The following is an 18,393-nucleotide window of genomic DNA, read 5'->3' on the forward strand; positions in this document are numbered from 1 at the left end:
AGGTCACGGGCAGAACACCCGTTTATAGGTGTTAGGTCGAAGTCCAGCGATGGATGCAGCCGAGACACACTAACAGACCGAGGGCTTGACCTCATCTGTTTTCTTCTGATTCTCTATGCAGTCTTCAATGTTTTGTTTATATTTTTTCAATCAATTCAATCAAAAAATCAAGCCTCTTTCTAATTAATCAGAAGGAGGTTTTGTTATTTTTAAGAATATTGGTTATTTGGCTGTGATCATGAGTTCTGATTTAATCCCTGTACCTGATCCTAAAGTACCCATGTGGCGTCGTTATGCGGCTTTAGGGATTGATTTCTTGTTGGTTGGGTTACTTTGTTTTGCTTTAAGTGCTAATGGCCTAACTCTCTTATTTGTATTTATGATGAGTTGGTTAGTCTGTCGTGTTGTTGTTGTGTCTAAAAATCAAGGACAGAGTTTAGGACACTGGGCTTTTGATATACGAGTGGTTGACAGCCAATTTTACCGAACCCCTCGCCTTTTAGAACTAACAAAAAGAGAAGCGGTGATCGGGTTGGGTGCTTTTCTGTTTCTGCTCGGTTTAGGGAATCTAGCCTCTGGAAATGCCGCAATTTTGTTATTGATGCTGCCTATTATCATAGATTGTGGAGCCGTTTTATTCGATACCAGTCGTCATCCTCAGACGGTTCATGACCGTATTGGGCATACGATTGTGATTGGTAGCAGACGGGGCTACTCCCTGGATGTGAAAATCCGCTATTTTATTGACAAAGTGAAGCGAGAGATGAAATAATAAATATTTGTGCTTAAATAATCAAAACTGTTTACAATTATGGCTAAAGGTGTTCGCCTCGTTATTACTTTAGAATGTACGGAGTGCCGTACAAACTCGGATAAGCGTACTCAGGGGGTTTCTCGATATACCACAACGAAAAACCGTCGGAATACGACAGGACGCTTAGAACTGAAAAAGTTTTGTCGCCATTGTAACAAACACACGGTTCACAAAGAAATTAAGTAATGATCCGCTTGGTGTTCATTCCTGAAACACTAACGTCCACCCTTAAACCCATTTCAGCAATTCATAGAGGATTAATTTCAGCATGACTTACTTCCGTCGCCAAGTTTCCCCCATTAAACCCGGAACTCCAATCGATTATAAAGATATCGAACTGTTACGGAAATTTGTTACAGAACGCGGTAAAATCTTACCACGTCGGATTACCGGGCTGACCTGTAAACAGCAACGAGATCTGACACAAGCGATTAAACGGGCTAGAATTCTAGCTATGTTGCCTTTTGTGAACAAGGAAGGCTAATTTTATCTGTGGAAAAGGGTACTCTGATTGAGCTTAGATTACACGGGGAGCGCCGCCTCGCCGTTGCTGACCGACCTGAAGGTAAAAAACACTGGGTTGTTATTGATGAAAACCTCCTAGCTCATACGGTTCACCCTCGGCAAATTGCTTACGAGGTAACGGGGGCTACATATAAACCTGCGGATATTCCGGCGTTTACTAAAGAATTGCAACCTTATCTTGATCCGTCAAGTTTAGAGGTGGCTTGGGAAATTTTAGTGGAGCAAGGAGATACCGTAGACCCCAAAGAAATGGCTCTGCTTTTGTTTTCGGAGCAGAGTCCGCCTCAATGTTATGCCAGTTATGTGCTGTTGTCTAATGATAAACTCTACTTCAAACAGAAGGGCGATCGCTACGAACCTCGCTCTCCTAATCAAGTTGCAGAGATTAAACATCAGCAGGAAGTTGAGCAGCAAAAGCAACGAGAAGTTCAAGAATATTGGCGGAGAGTACAAAAGAGACTAGCGGGTGAAGTGGTAGAATGGCAAAATAGCGATCGTACCCGCTTGGATGCGTTAGAGCGTTTTGCACTTTATGGAGAAGAAGCTTCCAATATTGCACCCGCTTTAGAAACGTTGGCAACTTTGGAACGATCTCAAACGCCCCAAGCTGCGTTCCAACTGTTAGTAGAGTTAGGGATATGGGGTCTACATGAAAACCTATCTCTACGTCGCAGTCAAATTCCCACCCAATTTTCAACTCAAGTGCTTGAAGTAGCTCGATGTTGCTTAAATTCTCCCCCCCCTGATCCTGATGCTAACCGTTTAGATCTGACTCATCTGAAGGTGTATACCATTGATGATGAGAGTACCCGTGAGATTGATGATGGTTTAAGCTTAGAGATTTTGGAGGATGGACGACAACGAATTTGGATTCATATTGCTGATCCGACTCGTTTAATTTCCCCTGGAGATGAACTAGACTTAGAAGCTCGTCGGCGAACCACAACGGTTTATCTACCGACGGGGATGGTTCCCATGTTCCCCTCTGAATTGGCAACGGGGCCGATGAGCTTAGTTCAGGGGCAAATTTGTTGTGCCTTGAGTTTTGGTGTGATTTTGGATGCAACGGGTGGGGTACAAGAGTATAGTATTCATGTCAGTACGATTAAACCAACCTATCGCCTCACCTACGATGATGTGGATGAGATGTTGCAAATTGGCATCCAAGGGGAGCCGGAAATTGATGCTTTATCGATGTGGGCTAAACGTCGTAAGGAATGGCGCAATGCCAATGGGGCGATTAGTATTTATATGCCAGAGTCGCTAATTAAGGTGAACGGCGAGGAAATCAGTATTACGGTGTTAGAAGATTCTCCGTCCCGACAAATGGTGGCGGAAATGATGATTTTAACCGGAGAAGTCGCCGCCCGTTATGGCCAAACCCATAATTTAGCGTTACCGTATCGCAGTCAACCGCAACCGGAATTACCCCCAGAAGAAGAGTTGATGCAGTTACCACCTGGGGCAGTTCGAGCTTGTGCGATGCGGCGTTATATGCCTCGTAGCGAAGTGAGTTTAACTCCTTCCCGCCATGCCAGTTTGGCTTTGGAAACTTATACCCAGGTGACATCACCCATTCGCCGTTATAGTGATTTGTTGGCTCATTTTCAAATTAAAGCTCATCTGCGAGGAGAATCGCCTCCTTTTTCTGTGGAACAAATGCAGGAAATGGTGATGAGTTTAGGGCCTGCGGTGAAAGAAGCCTCTAAAGTTGAACGGGAAACGAATCGTTATTGGAGTTTGGAGTTTTTACGTCGTAATAGCGATGAAATTTGGCAAGCCACGATGTTACGATGGTTGCGGGAAGATGCTAATTTAGGGTTAGTGTTTTTAGAAGAGTTAGCTTTAGAATTACCGATGCGGTTTAGCCGTGCTGTAGAAGTTGGAGAACAGTTTGAGGTAAAAGTGAGTCATGTTGATCCGCGTTTGGATGTGATTCAATTTCAAGAAATTATTACTCCGACTGCTTCATCAATGGTTTAATCTTTGCCAAGGATCTGTAAAAATGATTAATATTGGCTTCTATTCTAAAAAATCAAGCCAAGGTAGAATTACAGAGCGAGATTTCCACCTATTAACTGTGAAATCAATGGAAGGAGAACGCAATGAAAACAGTGAAGTCCGTACCCCCCTCTGACCTATTTATTCCACCCGGATATCTCAATATTATGGGTTATGTGGATGAATCTGAGGTCAATGGCCCTGGATGTCGGGCGGTGGTTTGGGTTCAGGGGTGTTTGCGGGAATGTCCGGGGTGTTTTAATCCTGAGTCTTGGTCATTTAAACCTAATCAGTTAATTGCGGTTGAAGATCTAGCGGAACAAATTTTAAAAAATCCTCGAAATCAAGGGGTAACATTTTCAGGCGGCGAACCTTTTTGGCAAGCTGAACCTTTAACTCAATTAGCAAAACTGGTTAAAGCGAAAGGATTTAATGTGATGTCCTTTACAGGGTTTACTTTAGCAGAATTAAAATCTCCAGATGCCCCTCCCCACGCGCAAGATTTATTGGCAGAATTGGATATTTTAATTGATGGCCCTTATACAGAATCCTTAGCCATTCATTCTCCAAATTCTTTAGTTTCTTCTCGAAATCAACGGGTTCACGTTTTTAATCAGGAATTACAAGATCAACTCACTTGGGCTTCAGATCAAGTTGAAATTCATATTCTCAAAGATGGACGAAGAATTATTACTGGATTTCAAGGTCACATGAATTTAGATGATTAGTTGTTTACACCTATATCCATACATCATTAAGACTTTTTATCCTCAACCTAATAATAATTCGCTAAAATATAAGGCGTGAGTCAATGGGGTTGAAGGATGAATTTTACAACTGAATCTAATCCTCCGAAAATCGTTGTTGTGGGTGCAGGATGGGCAGGTTTAGGGGCAACGTATCACCTCGCTCAACAAGGTTATCCTGTGACTTTATTAGAAGCCAGTTCTTACCCAGGAGGATTAGTTGCTGGATGGAAAACCCCTGGCGGACGTTCGATTGAAGCCGGAATTCATGGGTTTTGGTATCCCTATTCTAATATATTTTCATTAGTTTATCAATTAGGTTTAAATCCCTTTACTCCCTGGACTCGTTCGGCTCAATATTCTCCAATGGGTTTAGAAGTTGAATCTCCTATTTTTCAAGATTTACCCACCTTACCAACACCGTTAGGAACGTTTATTTATACTCAATTTAAACGTTTACCTTTGAGCGATCGCTTGTCTGCTTTACCGCTTCTTTATTCTTTAATTGATTTTGATAATTCCGATGAAGCTTGGCAACGATATGATTGTATCACAGCGCGAGAATTATTCAAACAATATGGGGTATCATCGAGACTCTATCATGAAGCTTTTAACCCCATGTTATTAGTTGGGTTATTTGCTCCGGGTGAGCAATGTTCAGCCGCCGCCGCTTTAGGAATGTTGTATTATTTTATTTTAGCTCATCAACCTAATTTTGATGTGGTTTGGTGTCGGGGAACTGTCGGAGAAAAAATATTTCATCCCTGGGTAGAAAGGATTAAACAGTTAGGCGGTAAAGTGATAACAAATCAACGGGTTAGTGATTTAAAACTAGATGAATCTGGAACGGTGAAAGGAGTGGTTTGTGGAGATTTTATTCATAATGCAGATGCGGTTATATTTGCCGTTGGAATTACAGGATTAAAGAAAATATTAGCGGGATCTCCGGCTTTACAGCAGCGAACAGAATTTAGAAATATTAATAACTTATCTGCTATTGATGTATTATCAACTCGGCTTTGGTTTGACCGAAAAATTACAATTCCTCGTGCTTCTAATGCTTGTTTTGGGTTTGATACGACAACCGGATGGACATTTTTTGATCTAAATGCACTTCATGATGAATTTCAGCAAGAACCAGGAACAGTCATTGAGGCTGATTTTTATCATGCTAATCAATTTTTACCTTTACAGGATGGGGAAATTATTAACATTGTTCAAAACTATCTAACTACCTGTATTCCTGAATTTCGTTCTGCTAGTATTATTGATCAAAGTGTTGTTCGCCTTCCCCAAGCGGTTACACACTTTTTCCCCGGTAGTTATCAATATTGCTTACCTACAAAAACCAGTTTTCCGAATCTGTTTATGAGTGGAGATTGGATTATTAACCGTCATGGATCATGGTCACAGGAAAAAGCGTATGTTACGGGGTTAGAAGCTGCTAATTTAATTATTGAGCAATTTAATTTAGGTGAAAAAGCACACATTATTCCTGTTGAACGAGATGAAGATCATATTCAAGTTTTACGAGATCTTAATCAATCTTGGAGAAATTTTAGTCAATTAATGTTTCCTCATTTTGGACTTCCCTAGGGTCTGCTGATTTCCTCTTATTCTAAAAACGTAATATGCACTTTTACAAAAATATCTAATTCTCGAATAATTAGCATGACAATAAAACATTAATTTCCACAAAGCGCAATCGAGCCAAGAACTCCATCACAAAAAAATGATAAAATGTTATAATCTGATCGAACTGTTTTATCAAAAACTTGAAATAATATTTTATGGCTATGAACATTGAACAAATTGAAAAGGCAATTTTAAATCTTTCTGAACAAGATTTTAGTAAATTACGCAATTGGTTATTAGACTTAGATTATCAACAATGGGATAAACAGTTAGAACAAGATATCATAAAGGGTAAACTTGATGATATAGCCTCTGAAGCACTTGCTGAATTTGAAGCCGGAGATTATCAACAAATGTAATGCACTATACTAATCGCAAATTCTGGTTATTTTATAATGAGCTACCTGAAGATATAAAACAGATAGCAGATTATTCTTATGAATTATTAAAAACTAATCCTAATCATCCTTCGTTACATTTTAAGAAAGTTAATAAATATTGGTCAGTAAGGGTGGGAAAAGCTTATCGTGCGTTAGGAATTGAAGTCAAAAATGGAATTTTATGGTTTTGGATTGGTACTCATGCTCAATATGATAGATTAATTGGTAAATAAAAGCGATCGCATTTCAAAACCTGAACTGAGCTAGAAAAGTAATAGTTTTTGCTTCTGTAGCCAGTTAATATTAGATTGTGATAATATTAGTTAAATTTTACTAATAAATCATCAAAATATGAAAATTAAAGTCATTGTTTGGCAAGAAGATAATGTTTGGTGTGCGAGTGTTCCTGCATTACCGGGTTGTCATACTTGGGGTGAGAGTTATGAACATTTAATGGAAATGGTGAAAGAGGCGATCAAAGGTTGGTTAGAAGTTGCAACAGCCTGATGCCATGAGTCAGTAATAACCTTTGACTAGATATTAAAAACGGCACACTAACGATTAGCAAATATAAAGATTTACAAAGATTATGAAAGGAGATAAAATTAAGGTCGTATAGACGGTTCAAGCAATAAGGAATGAAAAATAAATAACTTGCACAATTACACCCTGGAAACCTTGATCTACTGTAAACTATTGCTCAATTAGTCACCTTATTGGTTTTTCATTCCTAAACATCAAGATATAGTTTATATTTTTGTCCATCTGTTTGTTAATGTTGTCATAGATCGAGTTGATTGAGGTTCCTATTAAGATAAAAGAGTAAGAATCTTCTCCAACCTAACCCTATCGTACTCGCCACAATTTAATCGTCTTGTCCAAACTCCCACTAGCTAACGTTCGACCATCGGGACTGAAGGCTACAGACCAGACATGATCTGAATGTCCGGTGAGAGTAGCAATTTGCCGTTGGCTCTGCACATCCCACAATTTAATCGTGTTGTCCACACTTCCACTAGCTAACGTCCGACCATCGGGACTGAAGGTTACAGACCAGAGCATCTCTGAATGTCCGGTGAGCGTGGAAATTTGCCGTTGGCTCTGCACATCCCACAATTTAATCGTGTTGTCCGAACTCCCACTAGCTAACGTCCGACCATTGGGACTAAAGGCTACAGAGTTGACAAAACTTGAATGTCCGGTAAGCGTGGAAATTTGCCGTTGGCTCGCAACATCCCACAATTGTATCGTTTTACCACTCCCACTGGCTAACGTCCGACCATTGGGACTAAAGGCTACAGAGTTGACATCATATGAATCTACAGTAAGAGTAGCAATTTGCCGTTGGCCCCACAAATCCCACCATTTACGTTGACTCTGTACATCCCACAATTTAATCGTCTTGTACACCTTACACCCACTGGCTAACGTCCGACCATCGGGACTGAAGGCTACAGACAAGACATGATGTGAATGTCCGGTGAGGGTGGAAATTTGCCGTTGGCTCTGCACATCCCACAATTTTATCGTTTTGTCATCGCTCCCACTGGCTAATGTCCGACCATCGGGACTGAAGGCTACAGATCTGATAACCTCTGAATGTCCAGTGAGCGTGGCAGTTTGTCGTTGGCTCTGCACATCCCACAATTTTATCGTGTTAATTATGCCATCCCCACTCGCACTAGCTAACGTCCGACCATCGGGACTAAAGGCTATAGACCTGACATAATCTGAATGTCCGCCAGTGAGAGTTAATGGGGTGAGAGGATTTTGATTTGTCCAGATTTCATTCATTATCGAGTTATATATAATTGGTTAATGAGAATCAAAGATTAAAAAGTATTGCCCACCTTACCAATCTAATTATGTATCTAACTATTAAAAATGTTCTTTATAGCCATAATGTTTTCCAGTGTCTGGATGCGTTTTGCATTCTAGCTTACAACCTAAAGTAAACTGCTCTGTTTGATCTACATCTAATCGGTATTGTGTACCAATTGAATTAGCCACATCTGGATCGGTTTTCTTCACAGGTTTAATTGTTAATATCCGAGATTCTTTATCACAAGTTTCTAGCAATACTTCATCATCAGCTAAAGGAAAATGATCGTGCAATAAGCAGATTCCAAGACGATGAATGTTATCATATCGCTGAAGAATACTGCGAATTTCATTAAAGCAAGCTATATCTTTATCAGAGATAGGAGTTACTTCATCAATATCAGGTAAACTTACTCTGTTTGTTAATTGGTTAGTTGTAGAGTTCATGATTATAGTTGATATTTAGTATGTGTTCAAAATCAATAAAGCATAATCAAATCAAATAACACAACAATAAAAGTTCGGATTTTATCGGTAGATTTGTTACAAAAGATTAAGCAAAAGATCGAAAAAGTTCGGAAAATATCGGATCAAAGTTAAGCTATAATGCTTAAAATATTTATCTGGTATAGTTTTGATGAATGTAAATGAAGTGTTACAATTTGTGGATCGGCTAGTTGTTGAAAAAATGGGAAGACACCTCAATGATGTGGAAAAAGCCGTAGTTGAGGGAACTTGGCAAAGACAAAGTTATAATGATATTGCGGAGAAATGTCATATTACAGAAGGTCACGCTGGTGATATTGCGTCTGAATTATGGCAATTACTATCTGAAGCTTTAGGTGAAGATATAAAAAAATCTAATTTTCGTTCAACATTAGAAAGAATCAGCATTGGAGAATCTCAAAATCCTAATATTTGTATTGCTAATAATAATTACTTTTTTGGATCACAAATAATTAATGAGCCTCTTAGAAAAAGTAAAGAAAGTGATACAAATACTAAATCTCAATCATCTTACCACGATTTGACCTTAGCTCCTAAAATAATTAAATTTTATAACAGAGAAACTGAATTAAAAACCCTTTCTAATTGGATTTTAAATCAAAATACACCTTTAATCTCAGTCTTAGGACGATCAGGAATAGGTAAAAGTTACTTGGTTAGAAGATTTATTGATTTAAACTTAGAACAATTTGAAGTTATTATTTGGAGAAGTTTAAAATATCCAGAATCTTCAGATTTATTAATTGATGATTTACTCAATATTAGCCAAAAAAATATTAAACCTAATAACCATAATAAATTAAAACAATTATTTGATATTTTTAGAGATAAACAATGTTTAATTATTCTTGATGATGTGGACAACATCTTTATCAATAGTCAATTGGCAGGACAATACAAGACTGAATATCAAGATTATCAAAACTTTTTTACTAAAATTATTGAAACAGAAAATCAAAGTCATGTAATTTTAATAAGTCAGGAAAAGTGTAAAGAGATGGAATGTTTAGATGAGGAATTATATCCCGTTAAATGCTTAGAGTTATCAGGTTTAGCTCATGTAGAAATTCTAAGAGATATGGGTTTAAAAGATGAAAATCTTTGGTTAAATTTAATCAATTTATATGAAGGAAATCCTTTTTATATTAAAAATATCGCTAACTCAATTAAAAATGTTTTTGATGGTTATGTGGGTGAATTCTTAGCCGAGAATGAATTAGTAATCCCTAAAGATATACAAACAAATTTACAACTATTATTTAATAGATTATCACCGATAGAACAAAAAATTGTAATCAAATTGAGTGATTCTGAACAGCTTGTATCCAGAGAAGATTTAAAAACAAGTTTAGATTTATCTTCAACAGATTTAATTAATAGTTTAGAATCCTTACAACACAGATATTTAGTAACGAAAATAACAGGAGATAAAATTAGGTTTAAATTATCGAACGTTTTCAAAGAATATATGAAAAATTGTAGTAAAAATAGCTGTTAAATTTCTTGCCATTCCCTAGCGTCAACAAATAAAGATAAATACTTTTTGGTGCAGAATCTAATAAAATAACTTTACTCATTAAATTGAAACATCCTCTAAAAATTCAATAATTTTTAAAGTTTCTTTTTGTTCATTTTTATCATCTAATTCAGCCCAAGACTCAAATAATTGTTTGATTTTTTCTGAATTTTGCTCACTATTATTAATTTGATTAATAGCATTATCCCAAGCATTAATAGAGATCTGTTTTGTCAGCAAACTTTGACGGAATAAACGCACAAAATTTAATAATTCAGGTATATATTCTTCTGGAGTTTGTTCAATTTCTGTTAATAAATCAAGCCGTTGTTTTGTTGCTGTAATCTTATAATTATCCATCATTATTTACCTCGATTTTTCAAATTTTGGCTAAGGTAACTTCATAAAAAGTGATCTTTTTAGACTTATTCCTAAAATTATACTACTTTATTATCGCAGGAGCAATAGCTAAAGTATAGCAGGAAGTCGAAAAATAATCACAATAGATGTTACTCATTAACATAATTTTCTTCTACAAATTTAAACGGGATTTAAAATTCACAACAGAACCAATAACAGCGATCGCAGGGGCTTCAAAACCTGTTTCTTCTACTTTTTGAACAATGGTTTCTAAAGTTCCAATTAACTCTTCTTGATCCGGTCGAGTTCCCCAGCGAATTAACGCCACAGGAGTTTCTGGAGACTGTCCAGCTTCGGTTAACTGTTGAATAATATAGGGTAAATTGTGAACTCCCATATAAATAACGATGGTTTCTGAACCTTTGGCGAGTGCTTCCCAATTCACAGAAGGTCGATATTTTCCTGCGGTTTCATGACCGGTTACAAAGGTAACAGATGAACTATGATCTCGATGGGTTAAGGGAATTCCCGCATAAGCAGGAGCCGCAATTCCTGATGTAATTCCGGGTACAACCTCAACGGGAATACCCGCTTGAATTAAATCTTCCATTTCTTCACCACCGCGACCAAAAATAAACGGATCTCCTCCTTTTAACCGCACCACAACGGCATGAGTTTGAGCCTTTTCAATTAACAGTTGAGTAGTTTCTTCTTGTAATAATGAGTGTCGTCCCCGTCGTTTTCCCGCATGAATTTTTTCCGCTTGCGGGTTAATTAAATCTAAAATTTGAGGACTGACTAAGGCATCATAAATGACGACATCTGCAAATTCTAATAAGGTTTTTCCTTTAATGGTTAATAAGCCGGGGTCTCCTGGCCCTGCACCGACAAGATAGACCTTACCTAAACAGTGTTGAGGTTGATTCATAGTCACTTTACTCAAATCTTAGTTCGTTGAAAAGGGAGTTAAACAAATTAACTGTATCTTTCGAGGCGATGGGTTTGCTATGTTGTTTAATTACCGATAACTGAATGGATGATTTTACTCACTGATTTAACACAACCTGGTAATACAAATCTGTAATTAAAGATAACTTTTTTTACAGTAGCAATTTTTCCTAGAGGGAAGAACAGTATAGAGGGGGAGAAAACCAGAACCTTTAAGGCGAATTTTCTCGGTTTCGGTTGAGCGATCGCACCTCAACTATTCTCGTTCCTGAAAGATGATAATTATAGAATAATACGAAACGGTAGTGATTTTGTCATGTTTTAATCATTTTCATCTACAAACTGTAGAGCTTCGATCAATTGAGAACCTGGGGAGGGAGGTAGAATGGGAGTGGGAGGAATAGAGGTTAGGTCATCCCTTTGGCAAATTCCGCCGACCTGCACCATAGAACCTTCTATTTTAACGATAAATAATGCACCCGAATAACTTTTAATCCGAGGAAGGTTTGCGGAAACTTCAAATAATACTTGCTCCGATTCCACTTTCATTTTATATTGAATGCACCCATTAATATTAAGTTAATTTTCCAGCTATTTTTTGATTTTATTTATTTGAGGAATTTCATTGATTCCATCAATTGAGCATCAAGGGGACAGCGAACTTGATAAAAGTTGGGAAAAGGAGGTTGAATGGGAGTTGGAGCCGTAAAGGAGGAGCGAGGACTTTTACAAATTCCTCCCACCAGGATAACGGATTGATTGTTCTTAATCTTAAAGATCGCGCCAGAGTAACTCACCCGTCGCCAAATAATAGGAATCGCTTCAAAAAATACTCGATCTGACTCTACCGTCATTTTAAATTGATAGGTTCCGATACCTTTTGAAGTCCCTCGATATAGATTTTCTAAGTTAGGAGTAAATTTACCATATTTTCTCAATTGTTGATTTTGATTTTTAATTAAACTCCTTAAAATTGATCTACCTTGTGCTTGTTGACCTCTGCGAATTTTATTATCAAAGTGAAAAAAGCCTAGAGTAACCAGGATTAATAATATACTTGAACAAGACAAATATATCCATTTTTTTTGAGAATTTAAAAGAGTAAATTTTGACATATTTGTGATCCTAGATTGGATAATAAAACAGAAATTTTTCATGAATGATGCTAAATTTAATATAACGGTTATCAATTAAAAATGGATAAAAATTTACTATAATATAACTTAGTTTATTAAAGTTAACTCAACGTTTGCACGCGCAACTGAAGTCGGGGAGGTGAATATAGTGCTCCCCATGATGGGTTATGACTTCGGAGTCAAACCTGAAACCCTTTCACTTCTTACTGTTCCCTGTTCCCTGTTCCCTGTTCCCTGTTCCCTGTTCCCTTGCTATAGCTAACAGCTTAAGGAAAATGAATATTGACCAATTGGAAATTTTATTAGTCGTGTCAGAACAAGGAAGCTTTTCAGAAGCAGCATTAAGTCTAAGTATCTCTCAATCTGCTGTGAGTCGAGCGATCGCAGCCTTAGAAGATGAACTGGGTGTCCCCTTGCTGCTGCGAGGACGGTTTGGTGCTCGTCCCACCCTAATAGGAGAACGGGTAATGCTACACGCCCAAAAAATCTTAGAACTGCGTGAAACCATTGATTATGAAGTCAATTTAGAAAAAGGCTTACAGCGAGGAAAAATTCGGGTTGCATCCTTTCGCAGCGCCGCAACTCACATCCTTCCCTCAAAAGTTGCTCTATTTCGGAGCCGTTTTCCCAATGTAGAAATCACAATTACCGAAACCGATCCGTTAGGAATTGAACAAGCTTTACGAACAGGTCAAGTCGATATTGGCTTAGTTCCGCTACCCCGTTCTGAAGAATTTCAAACCTGGGAAATAGCCAGAGATGAATATGTGGTGTTGCTCCCTAGCTGTGTCGGTCACATTCCCGAAACCTTAACCTGGGAAGAACTTTCAACCTACTCTTTTATATTATTTAATTATGCCGAATGTACCTCTGCGGTGCGTGAACATTGGGCAAAATGGGGCCAATCGTTAAAAGTCGCCTATCAAATTAAAGAAGATTCAACCATTGTTAGTATGGTCGCCCAAGGCTTAGGAGCCGCAATTTTACCTCGTTTAGCCGCCTTACCCATTCCTCCCCAAGTCCAAGTTAGAGCCTTACCTGCTCCCTTAGAACGAGTGATTGGTGCTGCGATCTGGTCAAATGGCTTCCATGTTCCGGCCGTTTTCGCCTTTCTCGATGTCTTAAGAGGAACGGGAGTATTTTTAAAGTAGAGGAATAGAAGTGTTGAGTGTTAACCGTCAACCGTCAACACTCAACCATCAACATCTAACTAGCTTTATCTAGGATCTCGGTTTGAAGACTCCCATTACACCGCCAGGTTAACGGTGAATAAAGATGAAAAACCGAGCAACAAAACCAGATTGGCACGACATAGAAACAGTTGACACAAAAACAGAAACTTGTGTTAACCTAGATTTAGGTCGAGATAGGTAGCATAAATGCTGGTTTTAGAATTTAAAGTTAGAGCCGCATTGCAACAACGTAAGGCAATAGATGAAGCGATTCGTACAGCCCAATTCGTCCAAAACAAATGTTTAAGATATTGGATGGATAACAAAGGGGTTAATAAGTACGATTTGAACAAATATTGTCGTGTATTAGCTCATGACTTTAAATTCGCGTCGGAACTGAATTCTCAGGCTAGACAATCTAGCGCCGAAAGAGCATGGTCAGCTATTGCTCGATTCTATGATAATTGCAAGCGGAAAGTTCCTGGCAAAAAAGGTTTCCCTCGTTTCAAGAAAAACTGCCGTTCGGTTGAATACAAAACAACCGGATGGCAATTAAATTTAGAAACCCGTAAAGCCATTACCTTTACTGACAAGAAAGGGATTGGACGGTTACGGTTAGTAGGAAGCTATGATCTACATTTTTACCAACCCGAACAAATTAAGCGAGTTCGATTAGTTAGACGTGCAGACGGCTATTATTGTCAATTTCTGATTTCAATTGACGTTAAGATTCAATCTAAACCAACTAATAAAACAATTGGTTTAGATGTAGGGTTATCTGCTTTTTATACTGACGACCAAGGTAATAAAGTAGACAACCCTAAATTCTTGAGAAAGGGAGAAAAGAAAATTAAGCGGTTGCAGAGACAACTTTCTCGAAAACAGAAAGAGTCTAATAATCGCAAAAAAGCCAGACAGCGATTAGCTAAGTCCCATCTAAAAATCAGTCGGCAACGAAAAGAGTTTTGCAAACGAGTTGCATACTCCGTCATCCACTCTAACGACGTGGTAGCCTACGAAGATTTAAGGATAAAAAACTTAGTGAAAAATCATTGTCTAGCTAAGTCAATTAATGATGCAGCTTGGTATCAATTCCGTATTTGGTTAGAATATTTTGGGAGAAAGTACGGCAAGGCTACTATCGCTGTTCCTCCTCAATATACAAGCCAAAACTGTTCAAATTGCGGAAAAATCGTCAAAAAATCCCTATCAACAAGAACCCACGTTTGTAGTTGTGGATGTCAGTTAGATAGGGATGAAAATGCTGCAAAAAACATTTTAAGAATTGGATTAAGTACGGCAGGACATACCGGAACTTTCGGTTTAGAACCGATAAATGCTTTGGGAGAATTGACCTCTACTTTAACGGGAACAATCCTGTTGGGGCAAGTCGATTCGTTGAACAAAGAATCTCCCGTCACATTGCTTTGCGATTGACGTTGAGAGTGTCAATTACGTTTAGCACCGATCATGCGTTCAACACTCATGGCTCCCACGCCCAAAATCACTAAAGCCATCCCATAAATTTGCTGCTGTTTAATGGATTCACCAATAATCCAGAAGGCAAACAACGCCGTTAAAGCTGGCCCCGTAGTTCCGATAATCGAGGCTAAGGAAGCTCCCGCCGAACGAATGGCAAAATTGTTTAATAAATAACTCGATAGGGTGAGAACCCCTAAAACAACGCCACCGATGATTAACCCGTTCCAAACACCCGGTTCAATACTAATCCCTAAATTATCGGGTAATACCATTAAGCTCACGGCTGAAAACACAAAGATAGCCGCAAAGTTCACCAAACTAAAGGGAATCGGATGAAGTTTTCCAGCCGCCACTTGTGTCAACAATACATAACCCGCAAATGCTATACCTGCACAGATTGCAGCGATCACACCTACCTGTACATTACCCATAGCAATATTAGGATTTCGGGCTGGTAAACACAGAATACCTCCAGCCAAAATCGTAATCATGGCAATCACTCGGATTAACGTGGGTCGATCTCCAAATAAACCCCAAGAAGCAATTACCGTAACAATGGGGTAGATAAAGAAAATCGTAATCGCAATTCCGGTTGGAATTTCACCAATTGCGACATAAATAGCGACTTGAGATAAAAATAAGAAAAATCCACTCCCAATCACCGTCAGCATTAAGCGACGATCACCAGACTGAAGAAAACGTCGGAGATCCTGCCAAACTGGGGGATACAAAAACGTTGCCACAATCGGCATCAGTCCCATGACCACAATCATGCGGAGTAACAAAATTAATAAGGAATTTCCGATGCCAGGAGAAATAATTCCTTCCAGCGAAAATAAACCCAAGATTTCACGGGGTTGTGGCCCTTTGAGGATAATCTTGAGACAGACGTTAAATAACGACAGGGATACGGCCGATAGTAACGCTAAAAATAAGCCCAATTGCACCGGAGAAGAGGGTTTTGCCCCGGAAGGAGCGGTTTCCGGTGGCTTCGTTAGGGTCGTCTTCCCTGGGGGAAGGGCTTCAGGACGTCCGCTTGATAATTCTCGTCTGGAACTCTCTCCCCGCAGGGTTGAAGTTTCAGCCTGTTGCTCTAAACGAGCAACAATAGTTTCTAGCAAAGCTTCGGCTTGCTGTTCCAGGGTTTGCATATTGTTCAAGCGTCGAGATAGGTCACTTTGGTAGTGACTTAATTCCTGCTGTAACGCCTGAAATGTATGGTTGAGGCTTGTTTCCAAAACCGCTTCCAATTGTCGATTATTAAAATTTTCATCCCCCAGATCAGACAGGGGAACCAATCCACTGGGATCGGTTGATAATAGAGGTGGATCGCTGGCTGCTTTGATTTGATTAATCCGAGCGATCAAGGCTTGTTCGACATTACGAGCAACAATTTGGGTCAGTTGTTTCAGCCAAGCTGGATTGGGAGGAATGCGATCGGACAGCGTTTGGAACTGCTGAGATTGCAGTCGCCGATATTCCGTTTGCAAGCTGTCAATATCCTCAATTAGGCGATCTTTATCTGCTTGGAGTCGTTGAATGTCCTGAGACATTTGTTCCTTCATTTGCCGATGAAACGCTTCCAACTCCTGCATCACCGAATTGAGGATTTCGTCTGCTGGTCTGGTTTCTCCCGATCCCAAGGGTGGCGGTTGATTGTCCTGTGTCCCCATTCGTGATTAACCTCTTATCTATCTGCTCATTCAGCTATTCCGCCACTCATACCCACGCTGCCTGTGTCCCGGTTTCACAATCTGACTCCGATAAAGGCACAACGGGAAAAATGGCGACTGGGGTAAAATTGCCCCAAAGCCTGGTAGAGACCAAGCATGGTCGGTCTCTACACAATAGCTTATTCTCTAATGATTCACCAAAAATATCAGCAAAATCGCGTCCTTGTATAGTCCTAGATTTGCCAAATCCGATCTCCTAAACAACTTTTAGGAGCCTGTTGCTAATTCAGGATCAGGTTATTGATTCCATCACTTTAAATAGAATCGCACTCAGCAAAGCTGCGGTGGGAACCGTAATCACCCAAGCTAAAATAATAGAACGGACTGTATCTAACCGCACAGATTTTCCACCTTGCACCAGTCCAATTCCCACGACCCCTCCGACTAAAGCATGGGAAGTAGAAACCGGAAGTCCTAAACGAGACGCTAATAATACGGTTGTTGCTGTTGCTAATTCTGCACAAAACCCTTCACTCGGAACGAGGGAAATAATATTTTCTCCTACGGTCTTAATGACGTTTTTACCCCAAATCGCTAATCCTGTGACAATCCCACTACCTCCTAAGAGTAACAGCCAAGTGGGAATTTCAATATCGACTAGAGGAACAGAACCCGTTTTGATGACTGCTAAAATTGCAGCTAAGGGCGCAATTGTATTACCCACATCATTTGACCCGTGAGCAAAGGCAACAAAACAGGCACTAATGACCTGAAATTGAGCGAGTTGTTTTTCTATCCCTGGAAATTTTTCGGGTCTGGAATTAGAAATAGAAAGGTTCTGTTGTTGTTCCAATTGTCGCCAACTGATCCAGGTTAAACTGACCGCAGCTATTCCCCCAATGGCTAAGGGAATATCATGAACAGGCAGTGTCCACCCCCACTGATTTAAGGTGTTTTGTAGGGGGGAACTCAAAATCGGGAAGACGATCACCCCAAAAATTGCGATTAAGGCACTACTCAACCAAGGAATCCATTCTCGAATTTGATTATGGGGATCGGGTTGATCTAAAATCCAACGCTTGATTAAGGTGTAAAATAAGGCGGCAATTATCCCACTCATCAAGGGTGTGAGTAACCAGGTGAGGGAAATCAAACCAATAATAGGCCAGTCTACGGCTTTCAGTCCGGCGGCAATTGAACTAAATCCAGCGATCGCTCCGACAACCGCATGGGACGATGATACGGGTAATCCATAACGGGTGGCAATTTGTAACCACAATCCGGCAGAAATCAACACCGATACCATGCCAATCACAAACTCTTGAGGCATTGAGATAAAGACTTCTGGATTAACAACCCCCGTTGCTAAGGTTTTAGAGACTCGTTCTCCAAACAACACCGCTCCGGTAAATTCTAAAATCCCGGCGACAATAATCGCTTGTTTCAGGGTCAAAGCCTTGGAACCCACCGATGTCCCCATGGAGTTAGCCACATCATTTGCCCCTAAATTACAGGCAACATAGAAGGCTAACCCACATAACAGAATGATTGGTACGATTGAATCCATTTTGGTGACTGTTAGCGGTTGATGGTTGATGATTGCAAAAGTGATCCTTGTCCGTTGCCCCTGATAACTGATAACTGATAACTGATCACTGATTTGATATAGATTTTACA

At 39.4% G+C, this 18,393-nt stretch carries 20 protein-coding genes and 1 rRNA gene; 13 read left to right on the forward strand and 8 right to left on the reverse strand.

Going from position 1 to position 18,393, the window contains the following annotated elements; genetic code table 11:
• The 10 genes from H6G57_RS13305 to H6G57_RS13350 form a co-directional block, all read left to right on the forward strand.
• Window positions 1-93, forward strand: a 23S ribosomal RNA gene (locus H6G57_RS13305); the annotation flags it as partial.
• Between the two features lie 145 nt (window positions 94-238).
• Window positions 239-772 carry an RDD family protein gene (locus tag H6G57_RS13310; protein ID WP_190519283.1) on the forward strand — a complete coding sequence of 178 codons (534 nt, stop codon included), beginning with the start codon at window positions 239-241 and terminating at the stop codon, window positions 770-772.
• A 39-nt stretch (window positions 773-811) separates the two neighbouring features.
• Window positions 812-1,000, forward strand: coding sequence for a 50S ribosomal protein L33 (gene rpmG / locus H6G57_RS13315; protein ID WP_190519285.1), 189 nt, complete (start codon window positions 812-814; stop codon window positions 998-1,000).
• An 82-nt stretch (window positions 1,001-1,082) separates the two neighbouring features.
• Window positions 1,083-1,298 carry a 30S ribosomal protein S18 gene (gene rpsR, locus H6G57_RS13320; RefSeq protein ID WP_026788747.1) on the forward strand — a complete coding sequence of 72 codons (216 nt, stop codon included), beginning with the start codon at window positions 1,083-1,085 and terminating at the stop codon, window positions 1,296-1,298.
• Window positions 1,299-1,306: 8 nt separating this feature from the next.
• A complete protein-coding gene (locus H6G57_RS13325) occupies window positions 1,307-3,322 on the forward strand; it encodes a ribonuclease catalytic domain-containing protein (RefSeq protein WP_190519287.1) in 2,016 nt (671 codons plus the stop codon).
• A 122-nt stretch (window positions 3,323-3,444) separates the two neighbouring features.
• Window positions 3,445-4,068 carry a 4Fe-4S single cluster domain-containing protein gene (locus H6G57_RS13330; protein ID WP_190519288.1) on the forward strand — a complete coding sequence of 208 codons (624 nt, stop codon included), beginning with the start codon at window positions 3,445-3,447 and terminating at the stop codon, window positions 4,066-4,068.
• Window positions 4,069-4,164: 96 nt separating this feature from the next.
• Entirely contained in the window at window positions 4,165-5,682 is a 1,518-nt protein-coding gene (locus tag H6G57_RS13335; protein ID WP_190519289.1) for an FAD-dependent oxidoreductase, read from the forward strand.
• Window positions 5,683-5,876: 194 nt separating this feature from the next.
• A complete protein-coding gene (locus tag H6G57_RS13340; RefSeq protein WP_242048973.1) occupies window positions 5,877-6,080 on the forward strand; it encodes a hypothetical protein in 204 nt (67 codons plus the stop codon).
• Entirely contained in the window at window positions 6,080-6,334 is a 255-nt protein-coding gene (locus tag H6G57_RS13345) for a hypothetical protein (RefSeq protein ID WP_190519290.1), read from the forward strand. Before H6G57_RS13340 ends, H6G57_RS13345 begins: the two co-directional genes overlap by 1 nt.
• Window positions 6,335-6,452: 118 nt before the next feature.
• Window positions 6,453-6,608: a type II toxin-antitoxin system HicB family antitoxin gene (locus H6G57_RS13350; RefSeq protein WP_190519291.1), complete on the forward strand. Its 156-nt coding sequence runs from the start codon at window positions 6,453-6,455 to the stop codon at window positions 6,606-6,608.
• 339 nt (window positions 6,609-6,947) lie between these two features.
• On the opposite strand, the gene H6G57_RS13355 is transcribed toward H6G57_RS13350, so the two are convergent.
• The gene (locus H6G57_RS13355; RefSeq protein WP_190519292.1) at window positions 6,948-7,895 is read right to left on the reverse strand and encodes a WD40 repeat domain-containing protein; all 948 of its coding nucleotides are present in this window, start codon (window positions 7,893-7,895) and stop codon (window positions 6,948-6,950) included.
• A gap of 84 nt (window positions 7,896-7,979) precedes the next feature.
• On the reverse strand, window positions 7,980-8,369 hold the full coding sequence (locus H6G57_RS13360; RefSeq protein WP_190519294.1) for a hypothetical protein: 390 nt from the start codon (window positions 8,367-8,369) through the stop codon (window positions 7,980-7,982).
• A 190-nt stretch (window positions 8,370-8,559) separates the two neighbouring features.
• On the opposite strand from H6G57_RS13360, the gene H6G57_RS13365 reads away from it, so the two are divergent.
• Window positions 8,560-9,927: an NB-ARC domain-containing protein gene (locus tag H6G57_RS13365; RefSeq protein WP_190519296.1), complete on the forward strand. Its 1,368-nt coding sequence runs from the start codon at window positions 8,560-8,562 to the stop codon at window positions 9,925-9,927.
• Between the two features lie 78 nt (window positions 9,928-10,005).
• On the opposite strand, the gene H6G57_RS13370 is transcribed toward H6G57_RS13365, so the two are convergent.
• The 4 genes from H6G57_RS13370 to H6G57_RS13385 all read right to left on the reverse strand — a co-directional run bounded on the left by H6G57_RS13370 (window position 10,006) and on the right by H6G57_RS13385 (window position 12,368).
• Complete coding sequence (locus H6G57_RS13370; RefSeq protein ID WP_190519298.1) at window positions 10,006-10,305, reverse strand: hypothetical protein; 300 nt, start codon at window positions 10,303-10,305, stop codon at window positions 10,006-10,008.
• Window positions 10,306-10,477: 172 nt separating this feature from the next.
• Window positions 10,478-11,233, reverse strand: coding sequence for a uroporphyrinogen-III C-methyltransferase (cobA, locus tag H6G57_RS13375; protein WP_190519300.1), 756 nt, complete (start codon window positions 11,231-11,233; stop codon window positions 10,478-10,480).
• A 341-nt stretch (window positions 11,234-11,574) separates the two neighbouring features.
• Entirely contained in the window at window positions 11,575-11,802 is a 228-nt protein-coding gene (locus H6G57_RS13380; protein ID WP_190519302.1) for a hypothetical protein, read from the reverse strand.
• Between the two features lie 59 nt (window positions 11,803-11,861).
• Complete coding sequence (locus H6G57_RS13385; protein WP_190519304.1) at window positions 11,862-12,368, reverse strand: type IV pilin-like G/H family protein; 507 nt, start codon at window positions 12,366-12,368, stop codon at window positions 11,862-11,864.
• Between the two features lie 296 nt (window positions 12,369-12,664).
• Between H6G57_RS13385 and H6G57_RS13390 the strand changes: the two genes are divergently transcribed.
• Together H6G57_RS13390 and H6G57_RS13395 are read left to right on the forward strand one after the other, a co-directional pair.
• Entirely contained in the window at window positions 12,665-13,540 is an 876-nt protein-coding gene (locus tag H6G57_RS13390) for a LysR family transcriptional regulator (RefSeq protein ID WP_190519305.1), read from the forward strand.
• Window positions 13,541-13,768: 228 nt separating this feature from the next.
• The gene (locus H6G57_RS13395) at window positions 13,769-14,998 is read left to right on the forward strand and encodes an RNA-guided endonuclease TnpB family protein (RefSeq protein ID WP_190519306.1); all 1,230 of its coding nucleotides are present in this window, start codon (window positions 13,769-13,771) and stop codon (window positions 14,996-14,998) included.
• 11 nt (window positions 14,999-15,009) lie between these two features.
• Here the strand turns inward: H6G57_RS13395 and H6G57_RS13400 are convergent, their stop codons facing one another.
• Both H6G57_RS13400 and H6G57_RS13405 read right to left on the reverse strand, forming a co-directional pair.
• A complete protein-coding gene (locus H6G57_RS13400; RefSeq protein WP_190519308.1) occupies window positions 15,010-16,716 on the reverse strand; it encodes a DMT family transporter in 1,707 nt (568 codons plus the stop codon).
• Between the two features lie 292 nt (window positions 16,717-17,008).
• Window positions 17,009-18,283, reverse strand: coding sequence for an inorganic phosphate transporter (locus H6G57_RS13405; RefSeq protein ID WP_190519310.1), 1,275 nt, complete (start codon window positions 18,281-18,283; stop codon window positions 17,009-17,011).
• Window positions 18,284-18,393 lie beyond the last annotated feature (110 nt).

It is taken from the genome of Planktothrix sp. FACHB-1365 (genome assembly GCF_014697575.1).
Taxonomy (GTDB): Bacteria; Cyanobacteriota; Cyanobacteriia; order Cyanobacteriales; family Microcoleaceae; genus Planktothrix.